At 71.1% G+C, this 22626-nt stretch carries 18 protein-coding genes and 1 pseudogene; 18 read left to right on the top strand and 1 reads right to left on the bottom strand.

From position 1 onward, the window contains the following. The first annotated feature begins 15 nt into the window (after positions 1-15). From ACZ7LB_RS09250 to ACZ7LB_RS09170, 17 genes are all read left to right on the top strand, one after another. Entirely contained in the window at positions 16-951 is a 936-nt protein-coding gene (locus tag ACZ7LB_RS09250) for an aromatase/cyclase (RefSeq protein WP_471466518.1), read from the top strand. Between the two features lie 2 nt (positions 952-953). Beyond that, positions 954-2948, top strand: a complete 1995-nt coding sequence (locus ACZ7LB_RS09245; RefSeq protein WP_471466516.1) for an SDR family oxidoreductase — start codon at positions 954-956, stop codon at positions 2946-2948. After that, positions 2945-4180: an MFS transporter gene (locus ACZ7LB_RS09240; RefSeq protein WP_471466514.1), complete on the top strand. Its 1236-nt coding sequence runs from the start codon at positions 2945-2947 to the stop codon at positions 4178-4180. The genes ACZ7LB_RS09245 and ACZ7LB_RS09240 overlap by 4 nt, the downstream gene beginning before the upstream one ends. A 74-nt stretch (positions 4181-4254) precedes the next feature. After that, entirely contained in the window at positions 4255-5547 is a 1293-nt protein-coding gene (locus tag ACZ7LB_RS09235) for an activator-dependent family glycosyltransferase (protein ID WP_471466513.1), read from the top strand. A gap of 36 nt (positions 5548-5583) precedes the next feature. Next, on the top strand, positions 5584-6816 hold the full coding sequence (locus ACZ7LB_RS09230) for a nucleotide disphospho-sugar-binding domain-containing protein (RefSeq protein ID WP_471466511.1): 1233 nt from the start codon (positions 5584-5586) through the stop codon (positions 6814-6816). After that, positions 6798-7379: a dTDP-4-dehydrorhamnose 3,5-epimerase family protein gene (locus ACZ7LB_RS09225; RefSeq protein WP_471466510.1), complete on the top strand. Its 582-nt coding sequence runs from the start codon at positions 6798-6800 to the stop codon at positions 7377-7379. The genes ACZ7LB_RS09230 and ACZ7LB_RS09225 overlap by 19 nt, the downstream gene beginning before the upstream one ends. Positions 7380-7381: 2 nt before the next feature. Then, on the top strand, positions 7382-8509 hold the full coding sequence (locus ACZ7LB_RS09220; RefSeq protein ID WP_471466635.1) for a nucleotide disphospho-sugar-binding domain-containing protein: 1128 nt from the start codon (positions 7382-7384) through the stop codon (positions 8507-8509). 25 nt (positions 8510-8534) lie between these two features. Beyond that, complete coding sequence (locus ACZ7LB_RS09215) at positions 8535-9602, top strand: glucose-1-phosphate thymidylyltransferase (RefSeq protein WP_471466508.1); 1068 nt, start codon at positions 8535-8537, stop codon at positions 9600-9602. Continuing rightward, entirely contained in the window at positions 9599-10582 is a 984-nt protein-coding gene (gene rfbB / locus ACZ7LB_RS09210) for a dTDP-glucose 4,6-dehydratase (protein WP_471466507.1), read from the top strand. Before ACZ7LB_RS09215 ends, rfbB begins: the two co-directional genes overlap by 4 nt. Beyond that, the gene (locus ACZ7LB_RS09205; protein WP_471466505.1) at positions 10572-11630 is read left to right on the top strand and encodes an NAD-dependent epimerase/dehydratase family protein; all 1059 of its coding nucleotides are present in this window, start codon (positions 10572-10574) and stop codon (positions 11628-11630) included. Before rfbB ends, ACZ7LB_RS09205 begins: the two co-directional genes overlap by 11 nt. Beyond that, complete coding sequence (gene rfbH / locus ACZ7LB_RS09200; RefSeq protein WP_471466503.1) at positions 11627-12931, top strand: lipopolysaccharide biosynthesis protein RfbH; 1305 nt, start codon at positions 11627-11629, stop codon at positions 12929-12931. Before ACZ7LB_RS09205 ends, rfbH begins: the two co-directional genes overlap by 4 nt. Positions 12932-12974: 43 nt before the next feature. Next, positions 12975-13721: an NAD-dependent epimerase/dehydratase family protein gene (locus tag ACZ7LB_RS09195; RefSeq protein ID WP_471466502.1), complete on the top strand. Its 747-nt coding sequence runs from the start codon at positions 12975-12977 to the stop codon at positions 13719-13721. Positions 13722-13816: 95 nt separating this feature from the next. Then, positions 13817-15217 carry an NDP-hexose 2,3-dehydratase family protein gene (locus tag ACZ7LB_RS09190; protein ID WP_471466501.1) on the top strand — a complete coding sequence of 467 codons (1401 nt, stop codon included), beginning with the start codon at positions 13817-13819 and terminating at the stop codon, positions 15215-15217. Continuing rightward, positions 15214-16173, top strand: a complete 960-nt coding sequence (locus tag ACZ7LB_RS09185) for a Gfo/Idh/MocA family protein (RefSeq protein ID WP_471466499.1) — start codon at positions 15214-15216, stop codon at positions 16171-16173. Before ACZ7LB_RS09190 ends, ACZ7LB_RS09185 begins: the two co-directional genes overlap by 4 nt. 856 nt (positions 16174-17029) lie before the next feature. Then, positions 17030-17704, top strand: coding sequence for a DsbA family oxidoreductase (locus tag ACZ7LB_RS09180; RefSeq protein ID WP_471466497.1), 675 nt, complete (start codon positions 17030-17032; stop codon positions 17702-17704). A gap of 159 nt (positions 17705-17863) precedes the next feature. Further along, the gene (locus tag ACZ7LB_RS09175; protein WP_471466495.1) at positions 17864-19447 is read left to right on the top strand and encodes an FAD-binding oxidoreductase; all 1584 of its coding nucleotides are present in this window, start codon (positions 17864-17866) and stop codon (positions 19445-19447) included. Between the two features lie 119 nt (positions 19448-19566). Further along, a complete protein-coding gene (locus ACZ7LB_RS09170; protein WP_471466494.1) occupies positions 19567-20004 on the top strand; it encodes a DUF6069 family protein in 438 nt (145 codons plus the stop codon). Positions 20005-20584: 580 nt separating this feature from the next. Here ACZ7LB_RS09170 and ACZ7LB_RS09165 read toward each other — a convergent pair. Continuing rightward, positions 20585-21259, bottom strand: coding sequence for a response regulator transcription factor (locus ACZ7LB_RS09165; RefSeq protein ID WP_471466492.1), 675 nt, complete (start codon positions 21257-21259; stop codon positions 20585-20587). A 597-nt stretch (positions 21260-21856) separates the two neighbouring features. Between ACZ7LB_RS09165 and ACZ7LB_RS09160 the strand changes: the two are divergent. Next, positions 21857-22549, top strand: a pseudogene (locus ACZ7LB_RS09160) (2-oxoacid:acceptor oxidoreductase family protein); the annotation flags it as partial. Between the last annotated feature and the right edge of the window lie 77 nt (positions 22550-22626).

Here is a 22626-nt window from a genome sequence, read left to right as displayed (position 1 = left end):
CGAGGAGACCACATCATGACGACCCGTCAGGTCGAGCACGCCATCACCGTCGAGGCCCCGGCCGCCGCCGTCTACCGGCTGATCGCCGAGGTGGAGAACTGGCCGCGCATCTTCCCGCCCACCATCCACGTCGACCACGTCGAGCGCGGCGCGGGCGAGGAGCGCATCCGGATCTGGGCCACCGCCAACGGCGAGGCGAAGAGCTGGACCTCACGCCGCACCCTGGACCCCGAGAGCCTGCGGATCACGTTCCGCCAGGACGTCTCCACCCCGCCGGTCGCCGCCATGGGCGGCACGTGGATCATCGAGCCGCTGTCCGGGGCGTCCTCGCGGGTACGGCTGCTGCACGACTACCGGGCCGTCGACGACGACCCGGAGGGCCTGAAGTGGATCGATCAGGCCGTCGACAGCAACTCCCGTTCGGAGCTGGCCGCGCTGAAGACCAACGTCGAACTGGCCCACGCCTCCGAGGAGATCACGTTCTCCTTCGAGGACACCGTGCGGATCGCCGGCGCGGCCAAGGACGCCTACGACTTCATCAACGAGGCCGGACTGTGGGCGGAGCGGCTCCCGCACGTGGCCTCCGTCCGCTTCGCGGAGGACACCCCCGGGCTGCAGACCCTGGAGATGGACACCCGCGCCAAGGACGGCTCGACGCACACCACCAAGTCGTTCCGGGTGGTCTTCCCGCACCACCGGATCGCGTACAAGCAGGTCACCCTGCCCGCGCTGATGACCCTGCACACCGGTTGCTGGACGTTCACGGAGAACGCCGACGGCGTCGCCGCGACCTCGCAGCACACCGTGGTCCTCAACACGGCGAACATCGCAGCGGTCCTGGGCCCGGACGCGACCGTCGCCGACGCCCGGGCGTACGTCCACGGCGCGCTGAGCACCAACAGCCGCGCCACCCTGGGCCACGCCAGGACCTACGCCGAGAACAAGCGCTGACCGTGGCCGCGCCGGACACGGACGTGCTCGTCGTGGGCGCCGGACCGGTCGGCCTGTTGCTCGCCGGGGAGCTGCGCGCCGGCGGGACGCAGGTGACGGTACTGGAGCGGCTGGCTGAGCCCACCACCGAGTCGCGGGCGTCGATCCTGCACGCCCGCACCATGGAACTGCTGCACGAGCGGGGCCTGACCGAACGGTTCAGGACCCCGCAGGGCGCCGGGCCCGGCCACTTCGGCGGTATCCCCCTCGACCTGGCCGAGGCCGGCGACAGTCCGTACGCCGGCCAGTGGAAGGCGCCGCAGACCCGCGTCGAGGCCGTTCTCGCGGACTGGGCGACCGGGCTCGGCGCCCGGGTGCGACGCGGGCACACGGTGACCGCTCTGGCCGAGGCACCCGACCGGGTCCACGTCGTCGCGACCACTCCTGGGGGCGAGCGGCTGCGGCTGACCGCCGCGTACGTCGTGGGCTGCGACGGCGAGGAGAGCACCGTACGGCGGCTGGCCGGCTTCGCGTTCCCCGGCGTCGGCCCCACCAAGGAGCTGTTGCGCGCCGACCTGAGGGGCGTCGACCTGCGGGAGCGGCGCTTCGAGCGGCACGCGCGGGGGGTGGCCAACGCCCGCCGCGGGCCGGACGGCGTCACCCGGATCATGGTCCACGCGTTCGGCCGGGTGCCCGGCGCGTCGCGGACCCCCTCCTTCGAGGTGGTCCGCGCGGTGTGGGCCCACGTCACCGGCGACGACCTCGCGGGCGCCGAGCCGGTCTGGCTCAACGCGTTCCACAACGCCCGTCGGCAGGCCGCCCGTTACCGCATCGGCCGGGTGTTCCTCGCCGGGGACGCCGCCCATGTCCAGCTGCCGGTGGGCGGGCAGGCCCTCAACCTCGGCCTGCAGGACGCGGCGGACCTCGGCGGCAAGCTCGCCGCACACCTCGCGGGCCGGGCCGGCGAGGAACTGCTCGACACCTACCACGCCGTCCGCCACCCGGTGGGCGCACGCGTGCTCGGCAACATCGAGGCTCAGGCCCAACTGCTGTTCGGCGGACCCGAGGTGGACGGCGCGCGGGCGGTGTTCCGGGAACTGCTCGGGATCCCGGCGGCCCGCCGTCATCTCGCCGCGATGATCAGCGGGCTCGACGGCGGCGGCCCGGCCGCGACACAGCCCGGCACCCCCGCCACTCACAGCGCTCGGGGCGCTCACGGACCGAATCGTCAGCACACCACGCACAGGAGGATCACCATGGGCAAACTGACCGGAAAGACCGTGCTCGTCACCGGTTCCAGCCGCGGCATCGGCCGGGCCACGGCGATCCGGCTGGCTCGCGAGGGGGCTCTCGTCGCGGTGCACAGCTCCGGCAACCGGGAGGCCGCCGACGACACCGTCGCCGCCATCGAGAAGGAGGGCGGCCGGGGCTTCGCTGTGCTCGCCGAGCTCGGAGTGCCCGGCGACGTCCACGAGCTGTTCCTGGCCCTGGAGCGGGAGCTGAAGGAGCGCACCGGAGCGGCCACCCTCGACATCCTGGTGAACAACGCCGGCGTCATGGGCGGTGTGGCCCCCGAGGACCTCACGCCCGAGGCGTTCGACCGGCTCTTCGCCGTCAACGCCAAGGCCCCGTACTTCCTGGTGCAACGCGCGCTGGACAACCTCCCCGACGGAGGCCGCGTCATCAACATCTCCTCCGGGCTGACCAGGGTCGCCAATCCGCAGGAGGTGGCGTACGCGATGACCAAGGGCGCCATCGACCAGCTCACCCTGCACTTCGCCAAGCACCTCGGCCCCCGCGGTATCACCGTGAACAGCGTGGGTCCGGGCATCACCGACAACGGCGCACCGGTCTTCGACGACCCCGAGGCGGTGGCGGCCATGGCGAACCACTCGGTCTTCGGCCGGGTCGGCGAGACCCGGGACATCGCCGACGTGGTGGCCTTCCTCGCGAGCGACGACTCCCGCTGGATCACCGGCTCCTATCTGGACGCCAGCGGCGGCACACTGCTCGGTTGAGCGGGCGGACGGCCGAGCCGATGACGACGCTCCCCTCCAACGCCTCGCCCCGCACCGGCACCGGACAGCGGGCCCTGCTCTTCGTGCTCGCCGGCAACATGCTCATCGACGCCCTCGAAGTCTCCGTCATGCTGGTCGCCCTGCCGTCCATGGGGCGGGACCTCGGGCTCTCGACGCTCGGCGGCCAGTGGGTGATGAGCGGCTTCGCCGCCGGCTTCGCGGCACTGCTGCTGCTCGGTCCGCGTCTCGTCGCCCGGTGGGGCCGGCGGCGCGTGTACCTGGCCGCCCTGCCGGTGTTCATCGCCGCCTCGGTGATCGGCGGTCTCGCCCACCAGGACGCCCTGCTGGTCGCCACCAGGGTGGTGAAGGGCATGTGCGCGGCTCTGACCGCGCCGACCGGACTCGCGATCATCAGCACCACGATCCGGCCGGGAGTCGAACAGCGCCGGGCGGTGTCGGTCTACTCGCTCTTCGGGGCGGCCGGCTTCACCGCGGGCCTGCTGTGTTCGGGAGCGCTCACCGAACTGAGCTGGCGCTGGAACCCGGTGTTCCCCGCCCCGGTCGCCCTGCTGTTGCTGGCGGCCGGTGTCCGGCTGATCCCCCGCGATGCCGCGCCGGCGCCCGCCACTCCGCTCGGCACGACCCTGGCGCGACTGCGACGCAACGCTCCGTTCCGGCGCTCGGCGGTGTGCGCGGCCACGTTCAACGGCACGTATCTGGGCCTGCTGATGCTGTTCACCCACCGGCTGCACGACCAGTGGGGGTGGAGTTCCTGGCGCACGGCGCTCGCGTTCCTCCCGGCCTGTGTGCCGCTGGCGTTCGCGCTGCCCTTCGCCGGCCGGATGGTGGCGCGCTTCGGCACCGAACGGCTGATCAGGGCCGGAAGCTGTGCCACGGCGCTCGGCTGTGTGACCGCCCTGGTCACCGGAGCGCCCACGGCGTACGCCACCGGAGTGCTGCCCGCGCTGCTCCTGGTGGAGGCCGGCTTCGTGCTGTCCTTCGCGGCCCTGAACCTCCAGGCCACGGCCGGGATCGCGGCCGAGCACCGGGCCGCCGCGGTGCCGGTCTACCAGACGGCCGTACAGCTCGGGGCGGTGCTCGCGCTGCCGGCCACGGCCGCCTTCCTCGGCAGCGGTCACCGGGCCGCTCTGGCGTTCCTCACCGCCCTGTCGGCGGCGGGCGCGCTCGTCGCCTGCACGGCCCGCCCCCGCGCGGTCGGCGCCACGCCCTGACGGCGGATCCGCACGCGCCCGGCCCCGCCCCACCGGCACACCCCGCGCACTCCCACACGAACGGAGTTTCCACGATGCGTGTCCTGTTCACCATCTTCCCGGCGACGGCACACCTGTATCCCGTCGTGCCGCTGGCCTGGGCGCTGCAGAGCGCCGGGCACGAGGTCGTCGTGGCGAGCCATGCGGGCGTCGTGGACCCGGGGGTGATCGCGAACATAGGCGCGGCCGGGCTCACGGCCGTACCGCTCGGTTCGCCGGAGGAACTGCCGGAGGCCCTGAGCAAGAACACCGGGGAAAACAAGCCGAACCGCCCCTCGCTCGCCTTCGACGCGTTCGAACCGGAGGAGTCGCAGGGCTGGCGCACGGCACGCGCGATCCTCACCGGCATGTTCCGGATGCACTACCCCGAGCCCTCGGAGCCGGGCGGCCGCAGGCCCGTGCTGGACAATCTGGTCGACTTCGCCCGCGCCTGGCAGCCCGATCTGGTGCTGTGGGACCCGCTGATGTTCCCCGCGCCCGTGGCCGCGAGGGTCACCGGCGCCGCGCATGCGCGACTGGTCTGGGGCACGGACAACATCGCCCTGATCCATGAGCGGACCAAGCGGGAGCTGGCCCGGCCCGGCGGCGAGTTGACCGAGCACCCGTGGGCGGGCTGGTACGGCCCGATCCTGGAGCAGTACGGACTGGAGTTCAGCGACGAGATGCTGCTCGGCCAGTGGACCGTGGACCTGACCCAGTCCAGGATGCGGCTGCCGCTCGACCTCACGCACGTCCCCGTACGGCGGGTCCCCTACACCGGCGCGGCCTCCCTCCCCGCCTGGCTGCACCACCAGCCGGAACGTCCGCGCGTGGTGCTCACCCTCGGGGTGAGCCGGCGCAAACTGTTCGGCAAGTACAGCGGCTTCCCCATGCGCGAGTTCTTCGACTCGGTGTCCGCACTGGACGTCGAGGTCGTCGCCACCCTCAACAGCGAGCAGCTCGCCGCGGTCGGCACCCTGCCCGACAACGTCCGTGCGGTCGAGTACGTGCCGCTCGGTCAGGTCCTGCCGACCAGTTCGGCGGTCATCCACCACGGCGGGGGCGGCACGTTCGCCGCCGCCGTCAACTTCCGGGTACCCCAGCTCGTGGTGCCACTGCCGATGTGGGACGAGATGGTCACCGCCCGGTACGTCGAGGACATGGGGGCGGGTCTGGTCGCCGACCCCGAGGCTCTGGACGTGGCCGGACTGCACAAGCAGCTCGTGCGGCTGCTCCAGGAGCCGTCGTTCTCCCTCGGCGCCCGCCGTCTGTACGACGAGATGCTCGCCGCGCCCGCACCGAAGGACATCGTGCCCCTGCTGGAGCGCCTGACCGCCGAGCACCGCTGACCGCGCCCGCAGGGGCCGGAAAGGACTGTCCGTCAGATGCGCGTACTGGTGATCACCACCCCTGTACCGTCCCACTACCTGCCTCTGGTGCCCCTGCTGTGGGCGCTGCGGTCGGCCGGCCACGAGGTGGCGGTGTTCTGCCAGCCCGATGTGCTGGGCGCTGTCCGGGCCTCCGGGCTCACCGGCGTCGAGGTGGGCAAGCCGTTCGGCGTCGACGCCATGCTGCTGCGGAACCTGCCCGCGGACCAGCGGCCCCTGCAGGCCCGGCCCCGGCCGGCGCCCGAGCTGCTCGGCGGGTACGGCAGGCTGTGGTGGGCCCACGCCACCGCCCACCTCGGCCACTACAGTGCCCTCGCCGACGACTACGGACCCGACCTGATCGTCGCCGACCCGCTGGAGTACTGCTCCCTGCTCATCGGCGCCCGGCTGGGTGTGCCGGTGGTGCACCACCGGTGGACGGTGGACGCGATCTCCGGCCCAGCCCGGCGCTTCGTGCGCGCCGACGTCCCGGCGCGGGCGGAGCGCCCCGGACCGGCCGGGCCGCCGGACCCAGCCGCTCTGCCGGACCCCACCGTACTGCTCGACCCGTGCCCGCCGGGCCTGCGGGCACCGGACGGCGAGGCGGGCATGCCGATCAGGTACGTGCCCTACAGCGGGGGCGCGGAGACGCCGGCCTGGGTGCGGGCGGGCCCCGGCCCGGGGACCGGGCGGCGACGGATCGCCGTCTCGCTCGGCAACACACCCGCCCTGCACGGCGAGCCCTTCATCCGCGGCCTGCTGCACGCCCTCGCCGCCCGTCGTGACACCGACCTCCTCGTCACGCTGCCGCAGCCGTACCGCGCGGGGGTCGGGCCGCTGCCGTGGAACGTGACGGTCGTCGACCCGCTGCCCCTGCACCTGTTCCTCGGGAGCTGCGACGCGATGGTCCACCACGGCGGCGCCGGGACGGCGATGACCGCCACCGCGTTCGGGCTCCCGCAGCTGGTGCTGCCGCAGTTGGCGGACCACTTCCCGCTGGCCGACCGGCTCACCGCGGCCGGTGCCGCACTGGCCTTCGAGACCCCGGCGCAGCAGGACGACGCGCGGCTCGTCGGCCGGGCCCTGGACGCGTTGCTGTCCGACCCGCGCTACGCCGGGTCGGCCCGCCGACTGGGCGCGGAGATGGCCGTGATGCCGTCCCCCGCCGACGTGGCCGCCGATCTGGAGCGACGGACGCGAGCAGCCACCGAACAGAGAGAGGCGAGCGTGTCGTGCACATTGAGGAAATGACCATCCCCGGGACCTACCTGATCACGCCCGACCAGATTCCGGACGAGCGCGGGGCGTTCTACGAGTCCCTGCGCAGCGACCTGCTGGAGAGCGTGACCGGAGTCGCCTTCCGGCCCCGGCAGATCAACTACTCCGTGTCGAGACGGCACACCCTGCGCGGCATCCACAGCGTGCGCATACCCCCCGGGCAGGCCAAGTACGTCACCTGTGTCCGCGGTGAACTGCGCGACATCGTGGTGGACCTGCGGATCGGCTCCCCGACCTTCGGCGAGCATCAGGTCAACGAGCTCGACGCGGACTCCGGCAGGTCCGTCTACGTCCCCGAGGGCGTGGGCCACGGCTTCCTCGCGCTCAGCGACGACGCCTGCATCTGCTACGTCGTCTCCACCGCGTACGTGCCGGGCACCCAGATCGACATCAACCCGCTCGATCCCGATCTCGCCCTGCCGTGGAACTGCCCGGAGACAGCCCTCATCTCGGACAAGGACGCGAAGGCGCCGTCCCTGGCCGAGGCCGTACGGGCAGGTCTCCTGCCCCGGTTCAGCAAGGCGGGAACAGCGTGAGAATGCTCTTCGTGGCGGCGGGCAGCCCGGCGACGGTCTTCGCCCTGGCCCCGCTGGCCACCGCCGCCCGCAACGCGGGCCATCAGGTCGTCATGGCCGCGAACGACGACATGGTCCCGGTGATCACCGCCTCGGGTCTGGCCGGCATCGCGACCACCGATCTGCCGATCCGGCACTTCATCACCACGGACCGCGCGGGCAACCCCGAGGAGATCCCCTCCGACCCGGTCGAGCAGGCGCTCTTCACCGGGCGCTGGTTCGCCCGCATGGCCGCATCCAGCCTCCCGCGGATGCTGGAGTTCGGCCGCGCCTGGCGGCCCGAGCTGATCGTCGGCGGCACGATGAGCTACGTCGCCCCGCTGCTCGCGCTGCACCTCGGCGTGCCGCATGTGCGCCAGACCTGGGACGCCATCGAGGCCGACGGCATCCATCCGGGTGCGGATGCAGAACTCCGCTCGGAACTAGCCGAGTTCGGCCTCGACCGGTTGCCCGACCCCGATGTGTTCGTGGACATCTGCCCGCCGAGTCTGCGGCCGGCCGACGCCGCCCCGGCCCGGCCGATGCGGTATGTCCCGGCCAACGCCCAGCGACTGCTCGAGCCCTGGATGTACAGCCGGGGCGAGCGCCGGCGCGTCCTCGTGACGTCCGGGAGCCGGGTCGCCAAGGAGAGTTACGACAAGAACTTCGAGTTCCTGCGCGGCCTCGCCAAGGATTTCGCCGCGTGGGACGTCGAGCTGATCGTCGCGGTACCCGACGGGGTCGCCGACGCCCTGCACGAAGACGTGCCGGGCATCCGGGCCGGCTGGGTGCCGCTCGACGTGGTGGCACCCACCTGCGACGTGCTGGTGCACCACGGGGGCGGTGTCAGCACCCTGACCGGGCTGAACGCCGGTGTACCCCAACTGCTCGTCCCGCGGGGCGCCGTGCTGGAGAATCCGGCCCGTCGCGTCGCCGACCACGGGGCCGCGATCACGCTGCTGCCCGGCGAGGACACCGCCGACACGATCGCGGACTCCTGTCGGGAACTGCTGTCCAAGGAAACCTACGGCGCGCGGGCCCGCGAACTCTCCCGGGAGATCGCCGCCATGCCCTCGCCCGCGAGCGTGATCGACGCGCTCGGACCGGCATGAACACACGAACCGAGAGGACCTCTCGATGAAGGCTCTGGTGCTCGCCGGCGGATCTGGAACCCGCCTGCGGCCTTTCAGCTATTCGATGCCCAAACAACTGATCCCCATCGCCAACACGCCCGTGCTGGTGCATGTGCTGAACAGCGTCCGGGAGCTGGGGGTGACCGAGGTCGGCGTCATCGTCGGCAACCGCGGCCCCGAGATCGAGGCCGTGCTCGGCGACGGCGCCCGGCTCGGTGTGCGCATCACCTACATCCCCCAGGACGCGCCGCGCGGACTGGCCCACACCGTGTCCGTCGCCCGCGGCTTCCTCGGCGACGACGACTTCGTGATGTACCTCGGCGACAACATGCTGCCCGACGGGGTCACCGAGATCGCCGAGGAGTTCACCCGGCAGCGCCCGGCCGCCCAGGTCGTCGTGCACAAGGTCCCCGACCCGCGCTCCTTCGGCGTCGCCGAACTCGGCCCCGACGGGGAGGTACTGCGTCTGGTGGAGAAGCCGACGCAGCCGCGCAGCGACATGGCCCTGATCGGGGTCTACTTCTTCACCGCCGCCATCCATGAGGCGGTGGCGGCCATCACGCCCAGCGGCCGCGGCGAACTGGAGATCACCGACGCCATCCAGTGGCTGGTCACCTCCGGCGCGGACGTGCGCGCCAGCCTCTACGACGGCTACTGGAAGGACACCGGGAGGGTCGAGGACGTCCTGGAGTGCAACAACCACCTCCTCGACGGTCTGATCCCGCGTGTCGACGGACAGGTCGACGCCGACAGCGTGCTCGTGGGCCGGGTCGTGATCGAGGCGGGGGCGCGCGTCGTGCGGTCGCGGATCGAGGGTCCGGCGCTCATCGGCGCGGGCACGGTCCTCCAGGACAGCCAGGTGGGCCCGTACACCTCCATCGGGCGCGACTGCACCGTGACGGACAGCCGCCTTGAGGGCTCCATCGCGCTGGACGAGGCATCGGTCACCGGCGTGCGCGGGCTGCGCGACTCGCTGATCGGGCGCGCCGCGTCCATCGGCACCACCGACCCGGGCACGGGCCATCACTGCCTGGTCGTCGGAGATCACACCCGAGTGGAGGTCGCGGCATGAGGATCCTGGTCACCGGAGCGGCCGGCTTCATCGGCTCGCACTTCGTGCGCAGCCTGCTGGCCGACCAGTACACCGGCTGGGAGGGCGCCCAGGTCACCGCCCTGGACAAGCTGACCTACGCGGGGAACCGGGAGAACCTGCCCACCTCGCACGAGCGGCTGGTGTTCGTCCGCGGCGACGTGTGCGACCGCGACCTGCTGCGCGAACTGGTGCCCGGCCACGACGCGGTGGTCCACTTCGCGGCCGAGTCGCACGTCGACCGCTCCCTGCAGGGCGCGGGCGAGTTCTTCCGTACGAACGTCCTGGGCACCCAGACCCTGCTCGACGCGGTGCTGGAGAGCGGCATCGAACGGGTCGTGCACGTCTCCACGGACGAGGTGTACGGCTCGATCGAGAAGGGATCGTGGACGGAGGAGTGGCCGCTGCTGCCCAACTCCCCCTACGCCGCCTCGAAGGCCAGCTCGGATCTGGTCGCGCGGGCCTACTGGCGCACCCACGGCGTGGACCTCTCGATCACCCGCTGCTCCAACAACTACGGGCCCTACCAGCACCCCGAGAAGGTCATCCCGCTCTTCGTCACCAACCTCCTGGAGGGCCGCCCGGTCCCGCTGTACGGCGACGGCCGCAACGTCCGCGAGTGGCTGCACGTCGACGACCACTGCCGTGGCATCCATCTGGTGCTCAACGGGGGCCGGGCGGGCGAGATCTACAACATCGGCGGCGGCAACGAGTACAGCAACCTCGCCCTGACCGAGCGCCTGCTGGAGCTGACCGGCACGGGCGAGGAGATGATCCGCCGCGTCGCGGACCGCAAGGCGCACGACCTGCGCTACTCCATCGACGAGTCGAAGATCCATGAGGAGCTCGGCTACGCCCCCTGGACCAGCTTCGAGAAGGGCCTCGCCGACACGGTCGCCTGGTACCGGGACAACCCCGACTGGTGGAAGGCCGTGAAGCACGGAACGAGCCATGCGCTCTGAGCACCGGCCGATGGCCGGCCTCTCGGTCGTGGTCCTCGGCGGCACGGGGTTCCTGGGCCGCCGCATCGGCGCGGCGTGCGCCGCGGAAGGCGCCCGGGTACATGTGGTCTCCCGCGGCGCGTCGGCACTCTCCGCGCCGGCCGTCGCACCCGGTGTGTCCGCCGTCGGCCTGGATCTGGTGACGGCGTCGCCGCGGGAGATCGCCGCGGTCCTCGCGGCGGCCGGGGCCGACGTCGTCGTCAACGCGGCCGGCCGGGCCTGGCAGGCCGACGAGGCGCAGATGGCCGCGGGCAACGCCGAACTGGTCGAGCGGGTCCTCACCGCGCTCACGGCGCTGCCCGGTCCGCCGGCACGCCTCGTCCAGCTCGGCACGGTCCACGAGTACGGGGCGGGTGCCCCGGACGCCGCCACCGGCGAGGGGCACGAACCCGCGCCGGTCACCCCGTACGGCCGCACCAAGCTCCAGGGCACGCGGGCCGTGCTGCGCGCCCGGGAGCGGGGGGTGGACGGGGTGGTGCTGCGGCTCGCCAACGTGATCGGCGCCGGGGTGCCCGAAGGCAGTCTCTTCGGGCGGGTCGCGGCGCACCTCGGGGCGGCCGCCCGGGCCGACGCGCGCGGCGAGAAGGCCGCCGAACTGCGGCTGCCCGCGCTGCGCGCGGCCCGCGATCTGGTGGACGCCCGCGACGCCACCGCGGCGGTGCTGGCCGCGATCGCCGCGCCGGCGGCGGACGTGGCCGGTGAGGTCATCAACGTGGGCCGCGGCACCGCGGTACCCATGCGTGAGCTGATCCACCGGATGATCGCACTCAGCGGCCTCGACCTCCCGGTGGCCGAGGCCACCGAGGGACCGGGCTCGCGCACCGATGTCGCACGGCAGTGCCTGGACGTCTCCCGTGCGCGGCGCCTGCTCGGCTGGCGCCCGCTCCGCGGCCTCGACGACTCCCTGCACGAGCTGCTCGCCTCCGTACTGCCGCCGGGACACCCCCTGCCCGGCACACCACTCGGGATCACGGCCGACGCACCGGCCGAAGAAAGGAATCGATCATGAGCGACCGCAAGGACATGCTCCTCGACGGCGTCCGCGCGTACCACCGGGAGACCTCCCCTGCCCGGGAATTCGTCCCCGGTACGACCGAGATCTGGCCGTCCGGCGCCGTCCTGGACGAGAACGACCGGGCGGCACTGGTGGAGGCGGCACTGGAGATGCGCATCGCCGCCGGGATCAGCTCGCGCAAGTTCGAGTCGGCCTTCGCCCGGCGCCTCAAGCGCCGTAAGGCCCATCTGACGAACTCGGGTTCGTCGGCCAATCTGCTGGCGGTGTCGGCCCTCACCTCGCACACCCTGGAGGACCGGCGGCTGAAGCCGGGCGACGAGATCATCACCGTCGCCGCGGGCTTCCCGACCACCGTCAACCCGATCCTGCAGAACGGCCTGGTCCCGGTCTTCGTGGACGTGGACCTCACCACGTACAACGCGACCGCCGACCGGGTGGCGGCGGCGATCGGCCCGAAGACGCGGGCCATCATCATCGCCCACGCGCTCGGCAACCCCTTCGAGGTCACGGAGATCGCCCAACTGGCCGAGCAACACGACCTGTTTCTCATCGAGGACAACTGTGACGCGGTCGGCTCGCTGTACGACGGCAAGCTCACCGGCACCTTCGGCGACATGACGACCGTCAGCTTCTATCCGGCCCACCACCTCACCATGGGCGAGGGCGGCTGCGTCCTGACGTCCAATCTCGCACTGGCCCGGGTCGTGGAGTCGCTGCGGGACTGGGGCCGGGACTGCTGGTGCGAGCCGGGCGAGAACGACCGGTGCCTGAAACGGTTCAAGTACCAGATGGGCACGCTGCCGGCCGGCTATGACCACAAGTACATCTTCTCGCACGTCGGTTACAACCTGAAGGCGACCGACATCCAGGCCGCGCTCGGTCTGACCCAGCTGGCCAAGCTGGACTCCTTCATCGAGGCCCGGCAGCGCAACTGGCGGCGGCTGCGAGAGGGCCTGGACGGCGTTCCGGGGCTGCTGCTGCCCGAGCCCACCCCGCGCTCCGAGCCGAGCTGGTTCGGCTTCGTGATCACCGTGGACCCCGAGGCGCCGTTCCGCCGCGCCGAACTGGTGGACTTCCTGGAGGAGCGCAGGATCGGCACCCGCCGGCTGTTCGCGGGCAACCTGACCCGCCACCCGGCCTACATCGACCAGCCGCACCGGATCGTCGGCGAGCTGACCAACAGTGACCTCATCACCGAGCACACCTTCTGGATCGGGGTCTACCCGGCGCTCACCGACGAGATGCTGGACTACGTCACCGCCTCGATCAAGGAGTTCGTGGCCGCGCGCGGCTGAGCTGAACGGCTCTCCTACCCTCCACAGATCGGGACAACGACGTATGGACATCGTGGGAACCGGCTTCCTGGCGCGGAACCTGCGCCCGCTGGCCGACCGGCATCCGGACACCGTCGCCCTGGCGGCGGGGGTGTCCTGGGCGAGCGGCACCTCGGACGCCGACTTCGCCCGCGAGGCGGCGCTCGTGGGCGAGGTCGCGAAGCAGTGCTCGGCCGAGGGGCGGCGACTGCTGTTCTTCTCCACCGCCGCGACCGGTATGTACGGGCTCGCCGAGGGACCCGGCAGGGAGGACGTCCCGGTGACGCCGTGCACCCCCTACGGCGCGCACAAACTCGCCCTGGAGGAACTGCTGCGCGGCACCGGCACCGACCATGTCATCCTCCGGCTGGGCCATCTGGTCGGCGCGCACCAGCCCGGGCACCAGCTGCTGCCCACGCTGGTGCGGCAGTTGCGCGAGGGCGTGGTCCGCGTGCACCGGGGCGCGGCCCGCGACCTGATCGACGTGGGCGACGTCATCACCGTCGTCGACCACCTGCTCGCCACGGAGCTGCGGGCCGAGACGGTCAACGTGGCGTCGGGCTTCGCGGTGCCGGTCGAGGACATCGTCGACCATCTCGCGAAGTCCATGGGGCTCAGGGCGCGCAGGGAGTACCACGACACGGGCGTCCGCCAGCACGTCATCTCCACCGAGAAGCTGCGCGTCCTGGTTCCGCAGGTCGCGCGGATGGGCTTCGGGCCCGACTACTACCGGCGGGTCCTCGGCGACTTCTCGGCATCCATGTACGTCTGACCGGGGAGCCGCCGCATCGGGCCGGCATCCGAGCCACAGGTCGCGACATCAGACATGGCTCATCCATCACCACATCGAACACAGGGAGTTCTCTGATGCCGCCACTCACCCTTCAGCCGCGCGAGGACGCGAAGCTGCTGGCGGACCGGCTCGCGCTGTCGGCCGCCACCACCCGGGGCGTCCACCTGGCGACCGCCGGCTTCGCCGACTGGCTCGCCGAGCGAGGGCGTGCCAACACCTTCCGCGTGGACCGCATTCCCTTCGCCGGTCTGGAGGGCTGGTCGTTCCACGACACCACCGGCAACCTCGGACACCGCAGCGGACGCTTCTTCACGGTCGAGGGACTGCACGTCACCGAGCGGGGCGCGCCGTTCGGTGACGGTCCGCACGCCGAATGGCACCAGCCCATCATCAAGCAGCCCGAGGTCGGCATCCTGGGCATTCTCGGCAAGGAGTTCGACGGCGTCCTGCACTTCCTGATGCAGGCGAAGATGGAGCCCGGCAACCCGAACCTGCTTCAGCTGTCCCCGACGGTGCAGGCCACCCGCAGCAACTACACCAAGGTCCACAAGGGCGCGGACGTGAAGTACCTGGAGCACTTCGTCGGTCCGGGCCGCGGCCGGGTCGTCGCGGACGTCCTGCAGTCCGAGCACGGTTCGTGGTTCTTCCACAAGTCCAACCGGAACATGATCGTACTGACGGACGACGAGGTGCCGCTTCTCGACGACTTCTGCTGGCTCACCCTCGGGCAGATAGCGGAACTCCTGCACCGGGACAATGTCGTCAACATGGACTCGCGTACGGTCCTGTCCTGTCTGCCCGTCCCGGAGAGGGCGGCCGGAGCCCTACTGCCCGACGCCCAGCTGCTGTCCTGGATCACCGCCGAGCGCTCCCGGCACGATGTGCACGCCGAGCGCGTACCGCTGGCCCATCTGCCCGGCTGGCGGCGCGACGAGATGACCGTCGAACACGAGGAGGGCCGGTACTTCAAGGTGGTCGCGGTCGCCGTGCAGGCCGGCAACCGCGAGGTCGCCGGCTGGACCCAGCCGCTGTTCGAGCCGGTGGGCCTTGGTGTCACCGCGTTCCTCACCCGCACGTTCGAGGGCGTCCGTCATGTCCTGGTGCACGCCCGGGTCGAGGGCGGCTTCCTCGACACAGTCGAACTGGGCCCCACGGTCCAGTACACGCCCGGCAACTACGCCCATCTGCCCGCGGCGGAACGCCCGCCGTTTCTCGACACCGTGCTCGCGGCGCCGGAGGACCGCATCCGGTACGAGGCCGTGCACTCGGAGGAGGGCGGCCGGTTCCTCAACGCCGAGAGCCGGTATCTGATCGTCGACGCCGACGACCACGACGTCCCGTTCGATCCGCCGGCCGGGTACGCCTGGGTCACGCCGGACCAGCTCACCTGGCTGGTGCGCCACGGCCACTATCTCAACGTCCAGGCCCGCACGCTCCTGGCCTGCCTCAACGCCACCACGGTGGCACCCCGATGAGCGGACCGGTGCGGGTCGGGGTACTCGGCTGCGCGGACATCGCGGTGCGGCGGATGCTGCCCGCGTTCGCCGCCTCCCCCGGTCTGGAGCTCGCCGCGGTCGCCAGCCGCGACCGGGCCAGAGCCGAACAGATCGGCCGCCGCTTCGGCTGCCGCCCCGTCGAGGGGTACGAAGCACTGCTCGACGCCGGCGACATCGAAGCCGTGTACGTGCCCCTGCCGGCCGCGCTGCACGCCACGTGGGTGGAGTCGGCGCTGAACGCGGGCAAGCACGTCCTGGCCGAGAAGCCCCTGACCCTGGATCCGGAGAGCACCGAGCGGCTCCTGGACCTGGCGGCGAAGCGGGGGGTGGCCCTGATGGAGAACGTCATGTTCGTCCATCATCCCCGGCACGAGGCGGTGCGACGCCTGGTCGCCGACGGACGGATCGGCGAACTGCGCTCACTGCGGGCGGAGTTCGCCGTCCCGCCGTTCCCCGGTGACGACATCAGATACTCCGCCGAGCTGGGCGGCGGCGCGCTGGCGGACGTCGGCCTCTATCCGCTGCGGGCCGCCCTGCACTTCCTGGGCCACGATCTCGACGTGGTCGGCGCCCGCCTCATCCGGGGCGCCGGGCGGGAGGTCGAGACGTCGGGTGCCGCGCTGCTGGCCACACCCGGCGGGGTCACCGCGCACCTCACGTTCGGCATGGAGCACGCGTACGCCTCCCGGTACGAACTGTGGGGCGGCGAAGGCCGGATCACCGTGGACCGGGCCTTCACCCCGCCGGCGGATCTCCCTCCCGTGATCGGCCTGCACCGGGGCGGAGAGACGGAGGAGATCCGGCTGGAGCCGGCCGATCAGGTCGCGGCCACCGTCACCGCGTTCGTCGCCGCCGTCCGCGCCGGGGCCGCCCCGCGCGCGGACACCCTGCGGCAGGCCGTCCTGCTGGACGACGTGCGCCGCCGCGCCGCATGAAGGCCACCCCCGCCCGGAGCGAACTCCCTGCTGAGTGGCGGTGACTTGACGCCGCGGCGGCTGCCGCCTCCGCAGCGGGTCCACTCGCGTTCGACGAGCTGGACGAGACCGAGCGGCGGCGCACCGACGCCATGCGGCGCCGCGGCGACCGCGCGTTGTCCGTGCCCCGCACCTCGCGCTGCGCCGACTGCTCGGCGCGTACCCGCGGACGCCGCCGAAGGAGCCGCCGTTCGCCCGTGCGGACCGTCCCGGTCTGGCAGTCCGCACGGCCGCCCGGCGCCGACCGGTGCCGGGCCCGGCACCCCGCACTCCCCGTTGTCGTACACCCGGGACCCGGTGCTCATCGGTGGTGCCCGCGCGCCGGTGGGTACCGATGCCGAGAGGGTGCCGGGCCCGGTGCGGGTCGACTTCCGCCCACGGCGCTCCAACCTTACGGAAACAGGGGGTTGGCGAACCGCCGGGTGCCGGACCTCCCGGCCCGTCTTCGCCCGGCTCCGGGCCCGCAAGGAGGTCTTCCTGAAGGGGACGGGCGCCGGAGTGGGTGGCTGGACGTCCGAGATGTACCTCGGCGGGGAGGAACGGACACGTCGCCCCGGCCGGACGGCCGGAACGTCCTCGACGTACCGTGCGGGCCCCGCCACTCGGCGGTCGCGGCCCTGACCGGCTCCCCGGGCCGTGCCGCACCAGCCAACGCTGTCCGGTCGACGGCGTCCCCGACCCGCCGGAACCCGCGAGGCGCTCATCGAGTCCCTGGCGACGCTCCGCACGAAACACGCCGACCCGCCCTCCCGCGAACACGGCAATCAGGCACAGTGAGACAGCACTTGCCCACATCAGCCCGAGGGAGACGACCACGGTGGAGAAGCAACTGCCGACGAGCACGACGACGCGTGTACGGATCGCGCTGGACGTTATCTGTGTGCATTCCTATCTCGGCTACACCCGGTTCACCCGTGCGGCGGAACAGCTCCGTGCCGAGGGCCACCAGATCCAGGTGGAGTTCCTGCCCTTCGAACTCGCGCCGGGCGCGGGCACCGAAGGGCAGCCCCTGCTTCCCGTACTGGAGCGGGTGTTCGGCCCGCAGGCCGTGCGGCAGACGCTCCAGCTGGCCGAGCACGCTCGCGCGGACGGGCTGGAACTCCGCTACGAACGCGCTGTGGCCACCGGCACCTTCGAGGCGCACCGGCTCATCGCCCGGGCCGCGCGGCAGGGCCGGGCCGAACGGATGGTGGAGCGCCTCTTTCGCGCCCACTTCACGGACGGACTGCACATCGGCGACCCGGCCACACTCGCCCGGCTCGCCGATGAGGCCGGTGTCACAAGGGACGACTCCGGCCCGGGGCAGGCGGCGCCGGCGCCGGCCGATGACACGGAGCGGCTGCAGGCCGAACTCGACCGTGTGCGGGGGCTCGGCGTCAGCGGTGTGCCGGTGTTCTACATCGACGGAGTACAGCCACTGACCGGAGCCCAGTCGGAGGCCACGCTGCTCGCGGCGCTCCGCGAGGCGCTGTCGAGCGCCTCGGGCACCTGATCTGAGAGGCCAGAACCTCAATTCTGGTACCGAGGCAGGACAGATCTATGTCAAGCGCGTGGTGACAAGTCCCGGGAACTGGTTGGCTGAACTTCACCCCCCGGAACGCATCCGCCAATGCTGTGATTTGTCCATGCCTCCGTACAGATAGGGCTCGACATGTTTTCCCGACGCAACTTTCTGGGCTCCGCGATAGCGGTGGCCGGTGCCACCGCGGGGTTCGCCGCACTGCCCGCCGCTGCCCGGACCACCGTCAGGGTCGAGCCGGAGGTGATCGTCAGGCCGGGCGACGCCCGCTACGCCGAGCTCACGCACCGCGGCTACAACACCCGCTTCGCGGCCACTCCGGACGAGATCTGGCTCGTGCACTGCGCCGCTCAGGTGGAGAAGGCCGTGAACCAGGCCGTCGCCAACAACCAGCGCATCACGGTGCGGAGTGGCGGTCATTGCTTCGAGAATCTGGTCGACGACCCCCAGTTCCGGCTTCTCGTCGACATGTCCGAGATGAAGGGCGTCACCTTCGACCAGGCGATGAACGCGTTCGCCGTTCAGGCCGGCGCCCGGTTGGGCGACGTCTACAAGGCACTGTACGAGGGCTGGGGCGTCACGGTCCCGGGTGGTCTGTGTCCCGAGGTGGGCGTCGGCGGTCACGTCACCGGTGGCGGGTACGGTCCGCTGTCCCGTCGCTTCGGTCTCGTCGTGGACCATCTGTACGCCATCGAGATCGTCGTGGCGGACGGCCACAACAAGGCCCGTACGATCGTCGCCACCCGTCAGGCGAACGACCCGCACCGCGATCTGTGGTGGGCGCACACCGGCGGTGGGGGCGGCGGGTTCGGCATCGTGACGAGATTCTGGTTCCGCAGCCCGGGTGCCACGGGCGGCCCTTCCTCGCTGCTGCCGAAGCCGCCCGCGCGGATGCGCGAGACCTACGTGACCTGGCCCTGGGCCCAGCTCACCGAGGCGGCGTTCACGCGTCTGGTGATGAACCACGGCGCCTGGCACGCCGCGCACAGCGAGCCGGGCTCCACCTATCAGGTGATGCACAGCTCGCTCAAGCTGCAGTCGTGGCTCGCGCAGGCGGTCCAGCTGGAGATCCGAATGGATGCCACGCTGGCGAACACCGCCCAGCTGCACGACGACTACATCAGCGCGGTCAACGCGGGCGTCGGGGTGCAGCCGTCGATCGAGGTGAAGGAAGGCACCTGGCTGGAGATCGCCCTGGAGCCGACCGCGGACTCCGCCGGGTACTCACGTCACAAGTCCATGGGCGGTCATCTGCGCAGACCCCTGACCGCCACTCAGATCGCTTCGATCTACCGTTCCTTGAACGACCGGACCCACAACGGCTCCGGACTGGTGTACCTGGCCGCGTACGGCTGCCAGATCAACACCCTGTCGTCGTCGGCGAGGGCGATCGCGCAGCGGGACTCCGTCATCAAGCTCTGGTACTCCAACAACTGGTCCGAGCCGGCCGACGACGCGGCCGAGGTCGAGTGGCTGCGCACGCTCCGCAAGAACGTTCACGGCGCGACCGGCGGCTTTCCGGTACCCAACGACCAGCAGGACGGCGGCTACATCAACTACCCTGACATCGACATGCGCGACCCGGCGCAGAACACGTCCGGGGTGCCCTGGTACTCGCTCATCTGGAAGGGCAACTACCCGAGGCTTCAGCGGGTGAAGAACACGTACGACCCCAAGAACGTCTTCCGGCACACTCTGTCACTGGACCCCTCCTGACCCACCGCTCAGGCGGTCCGTCCTCGCGCCGGAAGCTCGCACACCCCCATCTCCACGAACACCGCGCCGGGCCCGGGGCCGAACCCGTTCCGGCGTGGCACGACAGCCCGGAGGGCTCCATGACCAGCAGTAACCCCGCCGCCACCGATACCGCTCCAAGGCGGCGGGCGCTGCCCGCGTGGCAGGCCGTGGCGGGGGCCGCCGTCCTCGCTGCGGTCGTCAATCTGATCGTCCTGTACATCGGGGACGCCGCCGGGGCCTCGCTGGCCCTGGAGCTCAACGGCAAGTCCGACGACATCGGCGCCGGTGACGTGATCTTCATGTCGGTCCTCGCGCCGGTGATCGGCATCACGGTCATCGTGCTGCTGGCCCGCTGGAAGCGGGTGTTACTGCGGGTGGGCCAGGTCGTGAGCGGCTCGGTGGCGGTGCTCACCGCCATCGGCCCGCTCACCCTGGACACCGACGGCGGCACCGCCGCCGTGCTGATCACGATGCATCTGTTCGTCGGCTTCGTCGCGGTGGCCGCGCTGGAGGTGATCCACCGGTCGCGCGTGTGACACAGGGGCTTCGCCGGGCGGGCCCTCCGGAACCCGATGCGGGTTGCGGAGGGCCCGCCCACGTCTTGGGGGAGAGGAACCGATGACAGCAGAGGAAGACACCACGCCCGACGCCTGCCGACCGCCGACCGCCCACCCGTGGCGCATCATCAGCGGCGCACCCACGGCCGAGGAACTCGCCGCGGTCGCAGTCGTCCTCTCCACCGTGCTCACCACCCGCGCCGTCCGGACGGCGCAGGGGGCGGGTCCGGGTTCTGGGGGCAGGGCCCCTTGGCCGCGGTCCTCGGCCAGACGCAGGACGGCCACGTCGTGGGCGTCCGGCCCGCTGCCGGGATGGCGGGGCGCGGCATGAGGACGCCTCACAGAAAGACATTCGCGGAATGGTCAACCGGCCCGTCGACACTTCACGACGGGCTCCGGTCGGGGAGGAGCACCGGTCGCCGTTGACCGGGTGTCCTCGATTTCAGCCGTTGATCCGAGAGTTCCCCAGGCGGGCACGCCCGCGTCTCGAAATGCAGGGTGAATCCCATGGGAAGAGCGGTCGTCATCCAGAAAATCCGAGGGTGGCCGCCACCGTGGATCAGGCATGCCCCATGCGGAATCCGACACCGCGAGCGGTAATGATCCAGCTGCTCGATCCCAGCTTGCTCCGCAAGCTACTGACATGCGTGTCGATGGTGCGGCCCGGCTCCGACCGGGAATCCCTCCAGACCTGTGCCATGATTTGTTTACGGGTGACGACGCTGGCCGGACGCGAGGCGAGCAGGTACAGCAGGTCGAATTCCTTGCGGGTCACTTCGACCGGCCGGCCGTCGAGGCTGATCTGCCGGGTTCCCGGGTCGATACCGAGCGGGCCGACAGTAATGACCTCTTCGGCAGGGACCGGTTGCCGCAGGGCCCTGCGCATGACGGCCTCGATCCGGGCGATCAGTTCAGCGAGGCTGTAGGGCTTGGTCACGTAGTCGTCGGATCCGGCCTGCAGGCTGAGCACCCGGTCCAGTTCCGAGTCGCGGGCCGTGACAACGATGATCGGCACGTCGCAGACGGCCCGGATGCTCCGGCAGAGTTCGACCCCGTCGAGGTCCGGCAGGTCCAGGTCGACGAGGACCAGATCGGCCCTCCGGTAGTTCTGCAGCGCCTGCGCCCCGGTCGGCACGCTCTCCGCCTGGAACCCGTGACGGGACAGGTTACGGATGAGCAATCTCGCGACCTGGGGCTCACTCTCGACGGCGAGCACGCGTATCGCCTTGCGCATTCGCTTCGCTTCGTACCTGACGGAGCCTCCCCGCCCGGCAAGTTGCTGCGAAATACGCGATTCCACGAGCTTTAAGGACTGGTTCCCCATCCCTGAGATCCCCCATATTCATCCGATAAAGCAGAGCGACGCGCCAAGCCATAGAGAATACGGTCCATGTAGAGAGTACAGGCCGAACGGTCGGCCCGCAAAGATTCAACGACCGACGCCGGTTAATAGTGGAACCAACAATTGGGAAACGCCACCGAAGGAGACTGGAATTCACCCCGAAGAAACATCACTCGGACGGAGGCCGGTCACGCGCTCCGAGTTGCGGTCGTTTTCACAGGCGACAGAACGCCCGACATGCCCAGCCCGACTGGCCAACCCGCCCCCCTTCTACCTACGCAACCACTCAGGAAACACCCGATACATCGTACACGGGGGTGCGCACGCCGTATACGTGCGCCTCCGCCACCGGCCGGGAAGCACGCGGTCTTGGCCAAAAGCGCACCCTATCGAGTCCTTTTATGACGAGGCAGATATGAATCGGCCAGCCCATGGGCGGCACGCGCCCGACTTGATCCTGACATCGCCCCAGGGAGAGGGAACGAGTACATGACCTCAGCAGATCCGGTGAGCCGTGAGGCATCGGGAGCGAAGGAGGCCCGTCGGCTGGACCGGGTGATCATCCGGTTCGCGCGAGACTCCGGGGACGGCATGCAGCTCACTGGTGGCCGGTTCACCGCAGAGACCGCGTCGTTCGGCAACGACCTGTCCACGCTGCCGGACTTCCCGGCCGGGACCCGCGCTCCCACCGGCACCCAGCCCGGGGTGTCGTCGTTCCAGCCGCACTTCGCCGACCATGACATCGTCGCCCCCGGTGACGCGCCGGACGTGCTCGTGGCGATGAACCCGGCCGCGGCGAGGTCCAACGTCGGCGACCTGCCGCCCGGCTCGGAGGTCATCGTCGACACGGACGAGTTCACCGGGCGGGCGCTGCGCAAGGCCCGCCTACGACGGCGATCCACTCGAAGACCGCTCGCCGGACGGCTTCCACGTGCACCCAGCGCCGCTGACCACGGTGTCCGTGGAGGCGCTCAAGGAGTTCGACCTGTCCCGCAAGGAGGCCGAGCGCAGCAAGAACATGTTCGCGCGCGGCCACGCCAGGCAGACCTGCCGCTCTACCTCGGCTCGTACCCGATCACTCCGGCCTCCGACATCCTGCACGAACGGTCGAAGCACGAGAACTTCGGCGTGCGGACGTTCCGGGCGGAGGGCGGGATCGCGGAGACCAGCGCGGCGCTGGGCCGGCAGCCGTGCCCCGAATCAGCAGATTCCGCGGGCGCGGAGGTGCGGTGGCCCACGTACTGGGCCGGCCGCCAGCC

It is taken from the genome of Streptomyces sp. NPDC107521, assembly GCF_055598485.1.
Note: the sequence above shows the minus strand (reverse complement) of the source record. Positions and strands in the feature narration are given on the sequence as shown.